This is a genomic window from Paraburkholderia sp. 31.1, from assembly GCF_014397645.1.
In the GTDB taxonomy this organism is placed as follows: domain Bacteria; phylum Pseudomonadota; class Gammaproteobacteria; order Burkholderiales; family Burkholderiaceae; genus Paraburkholderia; species Paraburkholderia tuberum.
The window spans coordinates 35,219-51,587 of the sequence record NZ_VZQN01000023.1 but is presented as its reverse complement, the minus strand read 5'-3'; the positions used below and the strand labels follow the sequence as shown (position 1 = coordinate 51,587).

The window sequence follows — 16,369 nt, the reverse complement described above, 5'->3', positions numbered from 1 at the left end:
CTCCTTGATGTCGGAAGCATAGCGGCTGACCGGCGTTCGGACTTGTACGTTCTTGCGGCGGGTTGCGGATGGGGTGCTACGGTGTAGCGGGGGGATGGCTGATGACGGGCTGACGGATTGCGGCGGCACGCTCACGGCGCGCGGTGCAGGCGCCGGCGGTGCCGCATCGCGTTACGAACCGCGCTGCGTTCCTTGCCATTGGCCCGGCGGCACGCCGAACATGCGCCGGAAATGCCGCGTGAAATGGCTCTGATCGGTGAAGCCGCTCGCGGCGGCGACGTCGGTCACCGGGACGCCGGCGCGCAACGGCGCGAGCGCGCGCTGCAGGCGCACCTGATTGCGCCACGCGTGGGGCGGCAGGCCGGTCGATTGGGTGAATAGCCGCGCCGCGTGGAACGGCGACAGACCCGCTGCCTTCGCGACCTCGGCGAGCGTCACCGGTTCGACGAGGTCGCCGGTCAGATGCTCCTGCATCAGTGCGACGCGAGTGTCGTCGGTGGCGACGCGAGCGGTGGCGGGGCGCGTCCGCGCATAGCGGACCAGCAACGTGGACAGCGCGTCGAGCATCGCGGTTTCGGCGGCGAGCGCGTCGTCGCCGGCTTCGAGCAGACGGTGGGCGTGCGCGAGCCGCGTCGCGAGATCGGAATCGCGGATCACGCCGGGCGCGAACCACGGTAAGGCCTGCGGCTTGCCGGCGACTTCGTCGGCCAGCGCGCAGAGGAACCCGACCGGCGCATACATCACGCGATACCGCCAGCCCGCCTCGACCGCCTTCGACCCCGTATGCAACTCGCCCGGGTTGATGACCGGCACGCTGCCCGCTTCGGCGACATGGTGCTCGCCGCTATACCGATAGCATTCCGCACCCGCGACGATCACCGGGATCGTGTAGGCGTCGTGCCAATGCGGCGCGAACTCGTGATCGTGATATTCGGCGGTGAGCAGATCCGCGCCGGGCAGTAGCGGCGTGCGCCAGTAGCGGGCGGAATCGCGGAAACGAGGGGTGGCGGTCATGACGAAAGACTAGCTGGACCGGTCAGTTTAACGCGTCGTTGTCGGGGACGGCGGCGGGTGTGCAGCGCCGCGCCGCGTGCCGCTGGTGCCGTCGATTGCCGGTACTTGTCCTGACTTGCCCTTACTTGACCGGAATCGTCGTGCCAGTGGGCATCGGCACGGCGCTCACGCTGTTTTTCGCGCTGCCGCTGACGACGCGGTCGCTGTAGGTCAGATAGACCAGGGCGTTGCGCTTCGTGTCGACCACGCGCACCACGTGCAGCGACTTGAAGATCAGCGACATGCTGACCGAGAACACGTCGTCCTTCTGCTTGACGGGGCCGGTGAAATGCAACTCCCCGACCTGGCGGCACGCGATCGACGCCTCGGTCGGATCTTCGGCGATGCCGAGCGTGCCTTTGACGCCGCCCGTGCGCGCCCGCGACACGTAGCAGGTGACGCCTTGCACGATGGGATCGTCATAGGCCTCCACGACCACGCGGTCGGAGCCGGTAATGTGAAAATTCGTATTGACGCTGGCGATTTCTTCGCCGCGCGCCGAAGAAAGCAGCAGGGCGCCGACGGCCGCGAGCGCGATGCGTAGCGAGGTGGATTTCATGAGCGTGCCGGTTGAGTGTCTGGAGTGGGCCAGCGCCAGAGCGGGGCGAAACGTGCGCCGTGAAGTCGCCATCGTATAACGGCGCGCGGCGCGCGTGAGGCTGTCCATCGTGGCACAAAAACAAAAAGGCCCGCATGGATGCGGGCCTTTCAAAATTTTTGGCTCCTCGACCTGGGCTCGAACCAGGGACCTACGGATTAACAGTCCGGCGCTCTACCGACTGAGCTATCGAGGAACAGCAGTACAACTTGATCTACATAAAAAAACCCGTCTGATTAACGGGCTTTTGCAATTCTTGGCTCCTCGACCTGGGCTCGAACCAGGGACCTACGGATTAACAGTCCGGCGCTCTACCGACTGAGCTATCGAGGAACAGAACAACAACAGCAGAGAAACGAAATTTTAGAGGCAGCTGAAACGTCTGTCAATACCTCGGCGTTCATCCTGATACTGAATCTGAACGGCCAAGGCAGGTGACAGGCGGCTCGCGCTCAGCGCGCGAGCAGCGCGAGCTTTTCCTTCACATCCTTGAATTCCTCGGCTTCCGGCAGCGGTGCCTTGGTCTTCGTGATGCTCGGCCACGCTTTCGCCAGGTCGGCGTTCAGCGCGATGAAGTCCTGCTGGTCGCCCGGCACGTCTTCTTCGGCATAGATGGCGTTCACCGGGCACTCGGCCACGCACACGGCGCAGTCGATGCATTCATCGGGGTCGATCGCGAGGAAGTTGGGACCTTCGCGAAAGCAGTCCACCGGGCACACATCGACGCAGTCGGTATAGCGGCACTTGATGCAGCTTTCGGTCACAACGTGAGTCATTCAGGCAGCTCCTGCATGCGGAATCGGGGAGGGCGCGGACGCCAAAAGCACTATTGTAACGTAACGTCAACAGGCGCATAAAGCATCGGGCCGTGCGTCTTATATGTTTTTGTGATTAGTTTATGGGGTGCCGCGAGCGGCCGCGCAATGGCGGCGAAGGCCCGGTGGCACGCTGGATGCAGACGCATTCGGGTAACATGCATCAGGTTGGCGCGCCGCTCGGCTCAGCGCGTCCGTTGCAAGGGTGCAGTGAGCCCTTTTCGTTTTTTCAGCGGTCCAGTTCGTACCATCATGATTATTACTTCGCTGCTCGATACCGATCTGTACAAGTTCACGATGATGCAGGTGGTGTTGCATCACTTCCCCGCCGCCAACGTGGAGTACCGCTTCCGCTGCCGCACGCCGAACGTCGATCTGGTGCCGTACGTCGACGAGATTCGCGACGAAGTGCGCAAGCTCTGCGAACTGCGTTTCACCGACGACGAACTCGACTACCTGCGCCGCATGCGCTTCATCAAGGGCGACTTCATCGAGTTCCTCGCGTTGTTCCATCTGAACGAGAAGTACATTTCGATCACGCCGTCGCCGAAGGGCAATGGCGAAATCGACATCGACATCAAGGGGCCGTGGCTGCATACGATCCTCTTCGAAATTCCGGTGCTCGCGATCGTCAACGAAGTCTATTTCCGCAACACCCAGCAAACGCCCGACTATCACGTAGGCCGTGGCCGTCTGCTCGACAAGATTCAACTGCTCGGCGCTCGTCCGGAGTTCGCCGACTGCAAGATCGCCGATTACGGCACGCGCCGCCGCTTCTCGAAGCAGTGGCACGAGGAAGTGATCCTCACGCTGAAGGACGGTCTCGGCGAGCAGTTCGCCGGCACGAGCAACGTCTTCTACGCGATGAAGCACAGCCTGACACCGCTCGGCACGATGGCGCACGAGTACCTGCAGGCTTGCCAGGCGCTCGGTCCGCGGTTGCGCGACTCGCAGATCTTCGGCTTCGAGATGTGGGCGAAGGAATATCGCGGCGACCTCGGGATCGCGCTCTCCGACGTGTACGGCATGCAGGCGTTCCTGCGCGACTTCGACATGTACTTCTGCAAGCTGTTCGACGGCGCTCGCCACGATTCCGGCGACCCATTCGACTGGGGCGAGCGCCTGCTCAAACACTACGAGGCGAATCGTTGCGACCCGCGCACCAAGGTCCTCGTGTTCTCCGACGCGCTCGACATCCCGAAGGTGCTGCAGCTATACGAGCGCTTCCGCGGCCGCTGCAAGCTCGCGTTCGGCGTGGGCACCAATCTGACCAACGACCTCGGCTACAACCCGCTGCAGATCGTGATCAAGATGGTTCGTTGCAACGGTCAGCCGGTCGCGAAATTGTCGGACTCGCCGGGCAAGAACATGTGCGAGGACAAGGCGTATCTCGCGTATCTGCGCCAGGTGTTCGGCATCGCGCAGCCGGAAGAAGAGGCGGCCAGGTAGCGCGCTTTGCGGACTGCTTTTCGGTTCATCGCCTGACCATGATCTGCTCGCGTTCGGGGCACGGCGAACAGTGTCGCCGCGCTATCGACTGGCGGCAATATGTCGTTCGGCCAGGGTGTTCGCGCGGAGCGCGGCCGGTATAATCCTCGCCATATCGCACGGCCGTCGACACGAGGATTTCGCCCATGGACACATCGATTGCCCGCCGCAACATCCTAGCGCGCGTCCGCGCCGCGCAAGGGCGCGAGCCCGAACCGAGCGCCGCCGAGCGCGAAGCCGCGGCGGACTATCTCGCGCGTCATCCGGCCGGCCCGCGTCCGGACATGCCCACCGATCTGCGCGCGCGCTTCATCGAGGAAGCGCAGAAAATGGCGAGTACTGTCGACACCGTTCAGACCTTCGCCGATGTACCCGCCGCCGCGCATCGCTATCTGACGCAACACGGTTTGCCGTTGCAGGCCATCGCGTGGCAAACGCTGCGCGATCTGCCGTGGGCCGCAGCCGGCCTCGCCGTCGAATATCGCAAACCGCAAGACAATGACGTGGTCGGTCTCACCGGCTGTTTCTGCGCGACCGCGGAGACCGGCACGCTCGTGTTGCTGTCCGGTCCCGAGACGTATGCGTCGGCCGGGCTGCTGCCGGAGACGCACATCGCGATCGTGCCGGGCTCGCGGATCGTCGCGGGTCATGAAGAGGCGTTCGACCTGATCCGCAAGGAACGCGGCGAGCTGCCGCGCGCGGTCAATTTCGTGTCGGGACCATCGCGCACCGGCGACATCGAGCAGACCATCGTGCTGGGCGCGCACGGCCCCTACCGGGTGCATGCGATCGTCGTGCAGGATGCTTGAACGCGTCGCGCGGCGGCGTGCCAGCGCATACGCGACACACGCGTTATCTGTCGTGCGTGCGGTTGCAAGCCGTCGCGCGGCCTGTATCGGCATGAATTCGCAGGCCGGCCGCGCGGGCCGGTGGCTCGCCGTTGCGTCGATGCTTGCGCTGTGCTCGCCGTCCGTGCAGGCTGAGACGCTCCTCGACGGCGCGCGCTTGTCGGCGTTGTGGGGCTTGCCCTTCGCGGGTGTGCTGCTGTCGATCGCGATCCTTCCGCTGATCGCGCCAGCCCTCTGGCATCACCACTTCGGCAAGATCGCCGCGGCGTGGGCGCTCGCGTTCATCGTGCCGCTTGCCGTGAGCTTCGGCGCGAGCGCGGCGCTCGGCGCGCTCGCGCATGCCATGCTCGACGAGTACATCCCGTTCATCATCCTGCTGACCGCGCTCTATACCGTCGCGGGCGGCATCTGCGTGCGCGGCAACCTGCATGGCACACCGCGTCTGAACACCGCGATTCTCGCGCTCGGCACCTTGCTCGCGAGCGTGATGGGTACGACCGGCGCGGCGATGCTGCTGATCCGCCCGTTGCTGCGCGCAAACGACAATCGCCGCCACGTGACCCACGTGGTCGTGTTCTTCATCTTCCTCGTCGCGAACGTCGGTGGCGCGCTGTCGCCGCTCGGCGACCCGCCGCTGTTCCTCGGTTTTCTCGAAGGCGTGAGCTTTTTCTGGACCACCACGCATCTCGCGCGGCCGATGCTGTTCGTGAGCGGCATGCTGCTCGCCGCGTTCTATGCGCTCGACTCGTACTACTTTCACCAGCGCGAGGAGGTGCGTTCAGCTTTCCTCGATCCGACGCCCGACGGCGCGCCGCTCGGCATCGACGGCAAGATCAATTTCGTGCTGCTCGCCGCGCTGATCGCGTTCGTGCTGATGAGCGGACTGTGGCGCCCGCAAATCACATTCGACGTGCTCGGCACGCACGTCGCGTTGCAAAACATCGTGCGCGACGCCGCGCTGATCGTCGTCACGCTGCTATCGCTCGCGTGGACACCGCGCGCGGCCCGCGCGGGCAACGACTTCAACTGGGCGCCGATCGAGGAAGTCGCCAAACTGTTCGCCGGCATCTTCGTGACGATCGTGCCGGTCATCATGATCCTGCGCGCGGGAGAAGCCGGCGCGTTCGCGGGCATCGTCCATCTGGTCAATGATCCGTCAGGCGAGCCGCGCGACATCATGTACTTCTGGGCGACCGGCCTGCTATCTTCGTTTCTCGACAACGCGCCGACCTACCTCGTGTTCTTCAACCTGGCCGGCGGCGATGCGCAGACCTTGATGACCACCGGCGCGACCACGCTCGCGGCGATTTCGGCCGGCGCCGTGTTCATGGGCGCGAACACCTACATCGGCAACGCGCCGAACTTCATGGTGAAGGCGATCGCGCAATCGCGCGGCGTGCGCATGCCGAGCTTTTTTGCGTATCTGGGCTGGTCCGGCGCGGTGCTGCTGCCGTTGTTCGCGCTGACCGGCTGGCTCTTTTTTGAACGCTGACTCTGCAACGCCGAGACAATCCCTCGACGTGCGATACGGAGACTTGCATTGCAGAAAATCCTCGTTGCCCGTTCGATCTTTCCCGACGTGATCGACCGGCTCAAGCAGTACTTCGACGTCGACTGGAACGAGGGCGACGTGTTGCCCGCCGACGAACTGAAGCGCCGTCTCGCGGACAAGGACGGCGCGCTGACGGCCGGCGAGATGATCGACGCGGGCGTGCTCGCCGCGGCGCCGCGTCTGCGCGTCGTGTCGAACATGGCGGTCGGCTACAACAACTTCGACATGGCCGCGTTCAACGCGGCGAACGTACTCGGCACCAACACGCCGGACGTGCTGAACGAATCGACCGCCGATTTCGGCTGGGCGCTGATGATGGCCGCCGCGCGCCGCATCGCCGAATCGGAGCACTGGCTGCGCGCCGGACATTGGCAGAAGTGGAGCTACGATGGCTTCCTCGGCAGCGACCTATACGGTTCGACGCTCGGCGTGATCGGCATGGGCCGCATCGGCCAGGCGCTCGCGCGGCGCGCGCAGGGCTTCAACATGCGGGTCATCTATCACAATCGCTCGCGCGTCGCGCCGCAAATCGAGGCCGAGCTGAACGCGGAGTACGTGTCGAAAGAGGATCTGCTGCGGCGCGCCGACCACGTCGTGCTGGTGCTGCCGTACAACAAAGGCAACCACCACACGATCGGCGCGGCCGAACTGGCGCTGATGAAGCCGAGCGCGACGCTCACCAACATCGCGCGCGGCGGCATCGTCGACGATGCGGCGTTGGCCGACGCGCTGCGTGACAGGCGCATCGCGGCGGCCGGTCTGGATGTGTTCGAAGGCGAGCCGCAGCTGCACCCGGCGCTGCTGAACGTGCCGAACGTCGTGCTGACGCCGCACATCGCGAGCGCGACCGAAACCACGCGCCGCGCCATGGCCAATCTCGCCGCGGACAACCTGATCGCCGGCCTCGGCGCAGGACCGCGCGCCGGTCAGCCGCCGAATCCGATCAACCCCGACGTGATCGGCAAGGCGCGTTCATGACAATGATTCTGGTGGCGGCCGTCGCGGTGCTGGCGGTTGCCCTCGTGATCGCACTGGCCTTGCTGCTACGCGGTCACGACCGCCCGGAGCAGCGCGAACAGTTCGAGATGCTGAACGAACGCGTCGATGCCGTCGTCGACGCGCAGGCGCATACCGCCGAGCGGCTCGAGCGGCAACTGCGCAACGACATCGCCGAGACCGCGCGCGTGTCGCGCACCGAGCAAAGCAGCGGCTTCGCGCATTTTCAGCAGACGCTCGCCGCGCAGTTCAGCAGCATGACGACGGTGCAGGGCGGCAAGATCGACGGCTTCGCGCAACAGCTCGACGCCGTGCGTCACAGCCTGCAGGCACAGGCGCAGCAGGCGCGCGACGAGCAGGGCCGCTCGCTGAAGCAGTTCGGCGACACGCTGAGCCTGCAACTCGGGCAACTAACCGAGGCGAACGACCGGCGCTTCGCCGAAGTGCGCGCGACGATCGAGCAGCGTCTGAAGGACATCGAGGCGAACAACGCGACGCGGCTCGAGGAAATGCGCCGCACCGTGGACGAAAAACTGCACGCAACGCTTGAGCAGCGTCTCGGCGAGTCGTTCAAGCTCGTGTCCGACCGGCTCGAACAGGTGCATCGCGGCCTCGGTGAAATGCAGACGCTGGCGGCCGGCGTCGGCGATCTGAAGCGCGTGCTGACCAACGTGAAGACGCGCGGCACGTGGGGCGAAGTGCAGCTCGAAGCCTTGCTCGAACAAGTGCTGACCGTCGATCAATACGCGAAGAACGTCGCGACGGTGCCGAAGAGCGCCGATCGCGTGGAGTTCGCGATTCGTCTGCCGGGGCGGCCGGAGCCCGGCGGCGCGAATACGCCGGTATGGCTGCCGATCGACGCCAAATTCCCGCGCGAGGACTACGAGCGGCTGATCGAAGCGCAGGAGCGCGCCGATCCGGTCGCGGTCGAGGAAGCATCGCGCGCGCTCGAAGTGCGAATTCGCGCGGAGGCGCGCACGATCGCGGAGAAGTACGTGGCGCCGCCGCATACGACCGACTTCGCGCTGCTGTTCCTGCCGACCGAAGGCCTGTACGCGGAAGTGCTGCGCCGACCGGGACTCACGGATCTGCTGCAGCGGGACTATCGCGTGACGATTGCGGGGCCGACCACGCTGACCGCGTTGCTCAATAGTCTGCAGATGGGTTTCCGCACGCTCGCGATCGAAAAGCGTTCGAGCGAGGTGTGGCAGGTACTCGGCGCGGTGAAGACGGAGTTCGGCAAATTCGGCGACGTGCTCGCGAAGACCAAGGCGCAGCTCGAAACCGTCACACGTTCGATCGAGGCCGCGGAAACGCGCACGCGCATGATGAACCGCAAGCTGCGCGACGTCGAGGCGTTACCGGGCGACGAGGCGAGCGGGTTGCTCGGCGATGCGCTGTCGAATGTGGAGCCTGATGAGCAATGAGGGGCGAGGCGCTGGAATTCACGCCCTTGCAGCCAGCCGCACCAGCGCATCGCCCGTCACGCGCACGACGCGCCAGTCCGGCAACACCGTCGCCCCCATCTTCTGATAGAAGCTGATCGCCGGCTGATTCGCGCCGGTATCCGCGGGCTTGGCGGCGCGGATCGTCGCGGGCATTACGCTTCTTCCGGTGCGTCGGCCAGATGGATTTCGATACCACCGAAGCGCGACGCGACCCAGTTGTAGGCGTGGCACGCGATCCACAACAGCACGAAGCCGAGGATCGCGTTCAGCAGCAGCGCGCTGAACACCGTGCTCAGCTCGACCGAGCCATAGCGCACGAACGCGACCACCACGCCGAGCAGCACGATCGGCACCGAGAACGTCAGATACACGAGAATCAGCGCTTTGGCCGTCTGTCCCGGTGCGATGAACGAGATCTGTTTTTTCATGTAAGTCAAACCCGTGTGTCGTAGTAGTGATAGTGGGTGGCGTGTCGATGAAGTGCTGCTGTGGTGCCGATGTCGTGCGATCGATGCGCCGCCTGGAACGTCAGATGAGACCGTCGAACAGCATGATCGACACGCGATCGCCGACGTCGATGTCGCCCTCGTCGTGGCCGAGCACGATGAAGCAGTTCGCTTCGCTCATCGAGCTCAGCACGCCTGAGCTTTGCGACCCGGTCGGGCTCACATGCCAGTGTCCGTGCGCGTCCTGTTCGGCGATGCCGCGCTGGAATTCGGTGCGGCCCGCGCGCTTGCCCACCGCCACGCGGCTCGTCGCGTGAATCACCGGCAGCGGCCGCGGCGTCGCGCCGGCCATCAGCAGCAGCGCTTCGCGCACGATCTGATAGAACGTCACCATCACGGCGACCGGATTGCCGGGCAGGCCGAAGAATAGCGCAGGTTTGCCGAGCCCGGGATGTGCGCCGGACCACAGGCGGCCGAACGCGAGCGGCCGGCCGGGGCGCATCGCGAGACTCCAGAAGGCGACGTCGCCGAAGGTCTGTAGCAGCTGCTTCGTGAAGTCCGCTTCGCCCACCGACACGCCGCCCGAAGTCAGCACCACGTCGGCGTTGGCCGCGGCACTGCGCAGCGCGGCTTCGAGCGCGGCCGGCTCGTCACGCACGACGCCGAGATCGAGCGCGTCGATGTTCAGGTGCCGCAGCATCGCAAACAGCGTGTAGCGGTTGCTGTCGTAAACCGAGCCCGCGTCGAGCGGCTCGCCGAGCGAGCGCAGTTCGTCGCCGGTCGAAAAGAACGCGACGCGCAAACGCCGCCGCACGCTGACTTCGCCAATGCCGAGCGACGCGAGCAGGCCGAGGTCCGACGCGCGCACGATGCGGCCGGCATGCAGCGCGACGTGGCCGCGCGCGAGATCTTCGCCGGCGCGGCGGCGGTTCGCACCCGCCGCCGCCGCGCTGGCGGCGAAGCGGATCGACGTGGAATCCGCACCGTCGCGCTCCACCTGTTCCTGCGGCACGACGGTGTCGCAACCGGCAGGCATGCAGGCGCCCGTCATCACGCGCACGCACTGGTTCGCCGCGACGCGGCCCGCGAACGGATGACCGGCGAGCGCCTTGCCGGCGACCGTCAGCTCGACGCTGTCCGCGCCGCCTCGCATAGCGGCCGCGAGCGCCGCGTGATTGAACGCGTAGCCGTCCATCGCGGAGTTGTCGTGCGCGGGCACGTCGATCGGCGACACGATGTCGGCGGCTAGCACGCGGTCGAGTGCATCGCGCAACGCCAGGCGCTCGACGGCCGCGACCGGCGTCGCCCACTGCCGGACGATCGCCTGAGCGGCCGGGACGGGTAGCGCATGAGGATCGTACTGCGCGACGCAGCGGGAAAAGTCGTTGAGCGTGGTCATGAATGGCTGGGCGTCGCGACCGGTGACGGGTGCGGCTGTTGCCGTGCGGCCGGAGCGGATGTCAGCCGGGGCCCCGATTGCGTTCGAGGTCGGCGAGTTCTTGTAACGAGTTGGCATTGTAGAACGCGCGCTCGTCGGCAAAGACGACTTCGACCGTCTTGTGGCGCGCGTACCACGCGCGGACCTTGCGCTCGCCGGAGGCCAGAAACGCGGCCAGGTCGTCCGCGACGGCGGTGCGCATCAGCGCGAATACCGGGTGCAGGGAGGTTTCTCCACCGGTATCGACGGTGGTGACCGTTGCGATGTCGGCGTGGTTCGCGTCGAGCGCATCCGCGAGGCGCGCGGCAAGGTCGGCCGGTAGCCACGGCGAATCGCAGGGCGCGCTCAGCAGGTACGCCGTGCCGGCGGCGCGCAGTCCGGCGAGCATGCCGGCGAGCGGGCCGGGAAAGTCGGGGAGGGTGTCGGCGACGAGCGTTGCGCGATATGGCGCGCCGAGCGCCGCATAGGTGTCGGGATGGCGGTTCGCGCTGATCATCAGCGGGCCGGTCTGCGGCGCGAGGCGCCGCAGCACGTGAGCGGCGAGCGGTTCGCCGTGCAGCGGCTGCAACCCCTTGTCGACGCCGCCCATGCGCGTGCCGCGCCCGCCCGCGAGCACGAGGCCAGTGATCTGTTCGCGGGGGATGGACATGCGTCGGCCGCTCAGCCGCCGATGTAGGACATTTCGACGCGACGCTTGGCCGGCTCGCCCTGATCGGCCGGCTGGCTGCCGCGCAGCTGCGAGTAGCGGTCGCCGCGGCCCTGCCAGATTTCGGCGATGGCGGTGGCGATCCCGGCATCGCTCGCACCGCCGCGCAACAGCGCGCGCAGGTCATGTCCGGTCGATGCGAACAGGCACAGGTATAACTTGCCCTCGGTCGACAAACGCGCGCGCGTGCAATTGCCGCAGAACGCGCGGGTGACGCTCGAAATGACGCCGATCTCGCCGCCGCCGTCGACATAACCCCAGCGTTGCGCAGTTTCGGCCGCGCTGTGCGCTTCGAGCGGCACCAGCGGGAAATGCTCGGCGATGCGCGTGACTACCTCGGCGGAAGGCAGCACTTCGGTCATGTTCCAGCCGTTCGAGGTGCCGACGTCCATGTACTCGATGAAGCGCAGCACCGCGCCCGTGCCTTTGAAATGACGCGCCATGGGGACGATTTCGCCGTCGTTGGTACCGCGTTTGACGACCATATTTACTTTGACCGGCGCGAGTCCGACCGCGTGCGCGGCGGCGATGCCATCGAGCACGTCGGCGACCGCGAAGTCGGCGTCGTTCATGCGGCGGAACAGCGCGTCGTCGAGCGCATCGAGGCTGACGGTCACGCGCGTGAGGCCGGCGTCCTTCAGGCTGCGCGCCTTGCGCGCGAGCAGCGAGCCGTTGGTGGTCAGCGTGAGATCGAGCGGACGGCCCGCAGGCGTGGTCAACCGGGCGAGCCGGTCGACCAGGAATTCGAGGTTTTTGCGCAGTAACGGCTCGCCGCCGGTCAGGCGAATTTTCTCGACGCCATGCGCGACGAACAACTGCGCGAGCCGCTCGATCTCCTCGAAACTCAACAACGCGCTGTGCGGCAGGAAAGCATAGTCCTTGTCGAACACTGCGCGCGGCATGCAATACACGCAGCGGAAGTTGCAGCGGTCCGTCACCGAGATGCGCAGATCGTGCAGCGGACGCGCGAGCGCATCGTGCAGCACGCCGCTAGGTGTCTGCACTGGGCCGGTGATGACCGGCGCCGCGCTGAGATCGGCAACAGGGATGATGCGTCGTGACATGAAATGCTTCGTGAGGTGCTTTAACGGACGGGGATGATTTGATTCTATCGGAAATGCCGGTGGCGGCAGATGCGCGACGGACGTTGTCGGGGTATACGGGGAGCGGCGCGGCGCGGCTCGCGGCGACAAATGACCGCCTAAAGAAAAAGCCCGCCGGAAAGGGCGGGCTTTTTCACGAACAACGACGCGGCTTACTGCGGATGCTTGATCGTTTCGACCTGTTGCATCGGCGCGTGGTCGTCTGGCGGCAGCGCCTTGCGCTCACGGATCACGCGCGGCGGCTTGACCGTCTGCGCCGCCGCTTCCTGCGCGGCACGCAGCTTGTCGGCGTCGGTGTTCACCCAGATCAGGCCAGCCTGCTCGAGGATCGGCTGCAAGGCGTCGGCCGACGCGGCGGCGGGGGCTGCGCTGCGGACGGGGGCCGGCTGCGGGGCCGCGGCGACGGGCGCCGGTTCGACCACGGCCGGTTCCGTTGCGACGACCGGTTGCGGCTCGACGATTTCGGCCTGCTGTGCCGGCACGGCTGCCGGTGCCTCGACGATCGTGGCCGGAGCCGCGGTGTCGAGCGCAGCCGGGACGGCTCGCGGTTCGGTCGGGACGGTCGGCTGCACTTCCAGGGCCGGCTCGACTGCTGGGGATACGGCATGCGCGGCGGGTTCGACCGAAGCGGCCGGCGTAACCGGTTCGCTCGCGGCCGACGCGGCTTGCTCTGCCTGCGCTGGCGCTTCGATAGCCGGCTCCGCCGCCACGGGTTCGATGGACGCCGCCGGGGCCTCTTCGACCGGCACGACCTTTTCGGTCTTCGCGGCATTTTCCGCGGCGAGAGCCGGCGTTTCGGCTGCCGCATGCAGTTCGGCCACGACGGCGCTTTCCGTTGCGACAGCGGCGACCACCACTTCGACCGGGGTCACTTCCTTCGCTTCGCTGGCTGCAGGCGTGTGCTCGACCGGCTGCTGGGCGCGCAGCGGCGCTTCGTCGCTGGCGGCAACGTTGTCGCCTTCTGCTTCCGCGACATCCGCCGCGAGATTGCCATTCACGTCCTCTTCGCGCTCGCGACGACCACCACGACGGCCGCGGCGGCGACGACGACGCTCTTCGCCGTCACGTGCGACTGTTTCCTGATCGACCGGCACGCCGTTTTCACCCGCTGCGGCGCGGTTGCGCGCCAGTTCGTCGGCAGCTTGCGTGTCGGTTTGCGTCAGCGCCGAGGCGACTTCCGCCTGCGGCTTGCGACGCTCGCCACGCTCGACGCGTTCAGCGCGCTCGCCACGCTCGCGACGCTCACCGCGTGCCGTGCCTTCGACGGCTTCCGCGCGCTCGGCGCCGCGGGTGTCGCGTTCGCGAGCCTCGCGCGGCTCACGCGCTTCACGCGGCTCGCGAGCCTCACGCGGTTCACGGCCTTCACGGGCCTCACGCGGTTCGCGTTGCTCACGCGGCGCGCGCGGTTCGCGGCCCTCGCGTGCCTCGCGGCCTTCGCGTTCCTCGCGACGCGGCGACGGCTGCTGACCTTGCGCCTGACGGCCGCCGGTCACGCCTTCGCCACGCGCTGCCGCGTCGCGACCGCCTGCGCCGCCACGGCGATTGCGGTTGCGATCGCCGCCGCGCTCGCCCGTGCGCTCACCGCGCTCGGTGCGCTCGCCGCGTTGCGGACGAGCCTGCTTGTCGGTGGTGGCCGGCGCGGCGGGTGCCGGAGCAGCCGGCTGCATGCCGAACAGATTCTTCAGCCAGCCGATGAAGCCGCCACTGGCCGGCGTCACCGCGACCGGAGCGGGGATGGCCGCCGGGCGGGCCGGCGCGCTCGGAGCCGGCTTCTCGGGCGTGATGCCCTTGACCGCCGCTTCCTGCTTCGGCTTCACTTCCTCAGCGCGCTTGCTGTAGCCGGTTTCCGATTCGAGTTCGCGGGCCGCTTCTTCGGCCATCTTCCACGATGCACGCGGCTCGTCGAGGCGCGCGTCGTCGTGACGCAGACGCTCGAGCTTGTAGTGCGGCGTGTCGAGGTGCTTGTTCGGGATCAGCACGACGTTGACCTTGAAACGCGACTCGATCTTGTTGATTTCGGCGCGCTTCTCGTTCAACAGGAAGGCGGTCACTTCGACCGGCACCTGGCAGTGGATCGCCGCGGTGTTTTCCTTCATCGCTTCTTCCTGAATGATCCGCAGCACTTGCAGCGCGGACGATTCGGTATCGCGGATGTGGCCCGTGCCGTTACAGCGCGGACACGTGACGTGGCTGCCTTCCGACAGCGCCGGACGCAGACGCTGACGCGACAGCTCCATGAGGCCGAAGCGCGAGATCTTGCCCATCTGGACGCGGGCGCGGTCGTGCTTGAGCGCGTCTTTCAGGCGCTGTTCGACTTCGCGCTGGCTCTTGGCCGATTCCATGTCGATGAAGTCGATCACGATCAGGCCGCCCAGGTCGCGCAGACGCAGCTGGCGAGCGACTTCGTCGGCGGCTTCGAGGTTCGTGCGCGCGGCCGTTTCCTCGATGTCCGCGCCTTTGGTGGCGCGCGCCGAGTTCACGTCGATCGCGACGAGCGCTTCGGTGTGATCGATGACGATCGCGCCGCCCGACGGCAGCGGCACGGTGCGCGAGTACGCGGTTTCGATCTGGTGCTCGATCTGGAAGCGCGAGAAGAGCGGCACGTCGTCGTGGTAGCGCTTTACCTTGCCGACGTTGTCCGGCATCACGATGTCCATGAAGGCGCGGGCCTGGTCATGGATTTCGGTCGTGTCGATCAGGATTTCGCCGATATCGGGCTGGAAGTAGTCGCGAATCGCGCGGATCACGAGGCTCGATTCGAGATAGATCAGCATCGGCTGGCCGGCCGTGCCACTTTGCGACGCGGCTTCGATTGCGCGCCACAGCTGCATCAGGTAGTTCAGGTCCCACTGCAGCTCTTCGGCGCTGCGGCCGATGCCGGCCGTGCGCGCGATGATGCTCATGCCTTCCGGCAGTTGCAGCTGCGCCATGGTTTCGCGCAGTTCCTGACGGTCGTCGCCTTCGATCCGGCGCGACACGCCGCCGCCGCGCGGGTTGTTCGGCATCAGCACCAGATAGCGGCCGGCGAGCGAGATGAACGTGGTCAGGGCTGCGCCCTTGTTGCCGCGTTCTTCCTTTTCGACCTGGACGATCAGTTCCTGACCTTCCTTCAATGCGTCCTGGATGCGTGCGGAACGCATGTCGACGCCATCGCGGAAGTACTGGCGGGCGACTTCCTTGAACGGCAGGAAGCCGTGACGGTCTTCGCCGTAGTTGACGAAGCAGGCCTCGAGCGACGGCTCGATGCGCGTGATGATGCCCTTGTAAATATTGCCTTTGCGCTGTTCGCGACCGGCGGTTTCGATATCGATGTCGATGAGTTTTTGCCCATCGACGATGGCGACGCGCAGCTCTTCCTGCTGCGTCGCATTGAACAACATTCGTTTCATTGAACGGCTCCAGAGCGGCCTCGCCGGCCCAGCTGCTCGGTTGTCAGTCGCGAGAGCGGGGAGAGTAGGCGTGCCGCGCCTTATTGTGTTTTCACAAACACGCTGGAGCGGGAAAGCTGGCGGGAGAATTGCCTGAGAGGGCCCAGCCCGATAAAAAACGGGCACGGTGCCGCAGGGCACATGCGAACACGGCTTCAAATCATGGCCTGACACGCCGCGTTTAGCCAGCAGACCTTCATAAGTCTTCGCCCTCTGAAGCCGGCGCGCCAAATGGGCGCGCGAGCGAAGGGCCGAAGTCCGCGGTCATGCCGCAACGGGAAGTTCGCGCAGGCGGCGCGTCTTTTCCTGCTGGGGGTGTCTCGCCTTCTTTTGACGTCGCCATGTCTTGTACTTTCTACAAGACGCCTTGGGCGCACGCCGTATTTTCGCGACTTGCAGCTTCGTCCAGCTGGGCGTCATACCACCCGGATCACGAAGCTGAAAGCTAAA

At 66.1% G+C, this 16,369-nt stretch carries 13 protein-coding genes, 2 tRNA genes and 1 pseudogene; 5 read left to right on the top strand and 11 right to left on the bottom strand.

The genetic code is table 11. The features are described from left to right. Positions 1-171: 171 nt before the first annotated feature. The 5 genes from F6X37_RS19050 to fdxA all read right to left on the bottom strand — a co-directional run bounded on the left by F6X37_RS19050 (position 172) and on the right by fdxA (position 2,427). Positions 172-1,014: a helix-turn-helix transcriptional regulator gene (locus F6X37_RS19050; RefSeq protein ID WP_187612387.1), complete on the bottom strand. Its 843-nt coding sequence runs from the start codon at positions 1,012-1,014 to the stop codon at positions 172-174. 121 nt (positions 1,015-1,135) lie between these two features. After that, positions 1,136-1,612: a CreA family protein gene (locus F6X37_RS19045; protein ID WP_187612386.1), complete on the bottom strand. Its 477-nt coding sequence runs from the start codon at positions 1,610-1,612 to the stop codon at positions 1,136-1,138. A 159-nt stretch (positions 1,613-1,771) separates the two neighbouring features. Next, positions 1,772-1,847 (bottom strand) — tRNA-Asn (locus tag F6X37_RS19040). 61 nt (positions 1,848-1,908) lie between these two features. Continuing rightward, positions 1,909-1,984 (bottom strand) — tRNA-Asn (locus F6X37_RS19035). A 119-nt stretch (positions 1,985-2,103) separates the two neighbouring features. Next, positions 2,104-2,427, bottom strand: coding sequence for a ferredoxin FdxA (fdxA, locus tag F6X37_RS19030; RefSeq protein WP_090801209.1), 324 nt, complete (start codon positions 2,425-2,427; stop codon positions 2,104-2,106). Positions 2,428-2,718: 291 nt separating this feature from the next. Here fdxA and pncB point away from each other — a divergent pair, with 291 nt between their 5' ends. The 5 genes from pncB to F6X37_RS19005 all read left to right on the top strand — a co-directional run bounded on the left by pncB (position 2,719) and on the right by F6X37_RS19005 (position 8,777). Continuing rightward, positions 2,719-3,915 carry a nicotinate phosphoribosyltransferase gene (pncB, locus tag F6X37_RS19025; protein ID WP_187612385.1) on the top strand — a complete coding sequence of 399 codons (1,197 nt, stop codon included), beginning with the start codon at positions 2,719-2,721 and terminating at the stop codon, positions 3,913-3,915. A 185-nt stretch (positions 3,916-4,100) separates the two neighbouring features. After that, positions 4,101-4,763 (top strand): lactate utilization protein C, encoded by a 663-nt coding sequence (locus F6X37_RS19020; RefSeq protein WP_187612384.1) that lies wholly within the window; start codon positions 4,101-4,103, stop codon positions 4,761-4,763. A 139-nt stretch (positions 4,764-4,902) separates the two neighbouring features. Then, complete coding sequence (locus F6X37_RS19015) at positions 4,903-6,294, top strand: sodium:proton antiporter (RefSeq protein ID WP_262419969.1); 1,392 nt, start codon at positions 4,903-4,905, stop codon at positions 6,292-6,294. 48 nt (positions 6,295-6,342) lie between these two features. Continuing rightward, positions 6,343-7,332 carry a 2-hydroxyacid dehydrogenase gene (locus F6X37_RS19010; RefSeq protein WP_090801203.1) on the top strand — a complete coding sequence of 330 codons (990 nt, stop codon included), beginning with the start codon at positions 6,343-6,345 and terminating at the stop codon, positions 7,330-7,332. Further along, the gene (locus tag F6X37_RS19005) at positions 7,329-8,777 is read left to right on the top strand and encodes a DNA recombination protein RmuC (RefSeq protein WP_187612382.1); all 1,449 of its coding nucleotides are present in this window, start codon (positions 7,329-7,331) and stop codon (positions 8,775-8,777) included. Before F6X37_RS19010 ends, F6X37_RS19005 begins: the two co-directional genes overlap by 4 nt. 18 nt (positions 8,778-8,795) lie before the next feature. Here the strand turns inward: F6X37_RS19005 and F6X37_RS19000 are convergent. The 6 genes and pseudogenes from F6X37_RS19000 to F6X37_RS18975 form a co-directional block, all read right to left on the bottom strand. Then, positions 8,796-8,906 (bottom strand): annotated as a pseudogene (locus F6X37_RS19000) (GNAT family N-acetyltransferase); the annotation flags it as partial. A 44-nt stretch (positions 8,907-8,950) separates the two neighbouring features. After that, complete coding sequence (locus F6X37_RS18995; RefSeq protein ID WP_008923126.1) at positions 8,951-9,226, bottom strand: hypothetical protein; 276 nt, start codon at positions 9,224-9,226, stop codon at positions 8,951-8,953. Positions 9,227-9,326: 100 nt separating this feature from the next. After that, entirely contained in the window at positions 9,327-10,643 is a 1,317-nt protein-coding gene (glp, locus tag F6X37_RS18990) for a gephyrin-like molybdotransferase Glp (protein WP_187612381.1), read from the bottom strand. 61 nt (positions 10,644-10,704) lie between these two features. Beyond that, a complete protein-coding gene (gene mobA, locus F6X37_RS18985; RefSeq protein ID WP_090801195.1) occupies positions 10,705-11,331 on the bottom strand; it encodes a molybdenum cofactor guanylyltransferase MobA in 627 nt (208 codons plus the stop codon). Between the two features lie 11 nt (positions 11,332-11,342). Further along, positions 11,343-12,452 carry a GTP 3',8-cyclase MoaA gene (gene moaA, locus F6X37_RS18980; protein WP_090801193.1) on the bottom strand — a complete coding sequence of 370 codons (1,110 nt, stop codon included), beginning with the start codon at positions 12,450-12,452 and terminating at the stop codon, positions 11,343-11,345. 191 nt (positions 12,453-12,643) lie between these two features. After that, a complete protein-coding gene (locus tag F6X37_RS18975) occupies positions 12,644-15,880 on the bottom strand; it encodes a ribonuclease E/G (RefSeq protein WP_187612380.1) in 3,237 nt (1,078 codons plus the stop codon). Positions 15,881-16,369 lie beyond the last annotated feature (489 nt).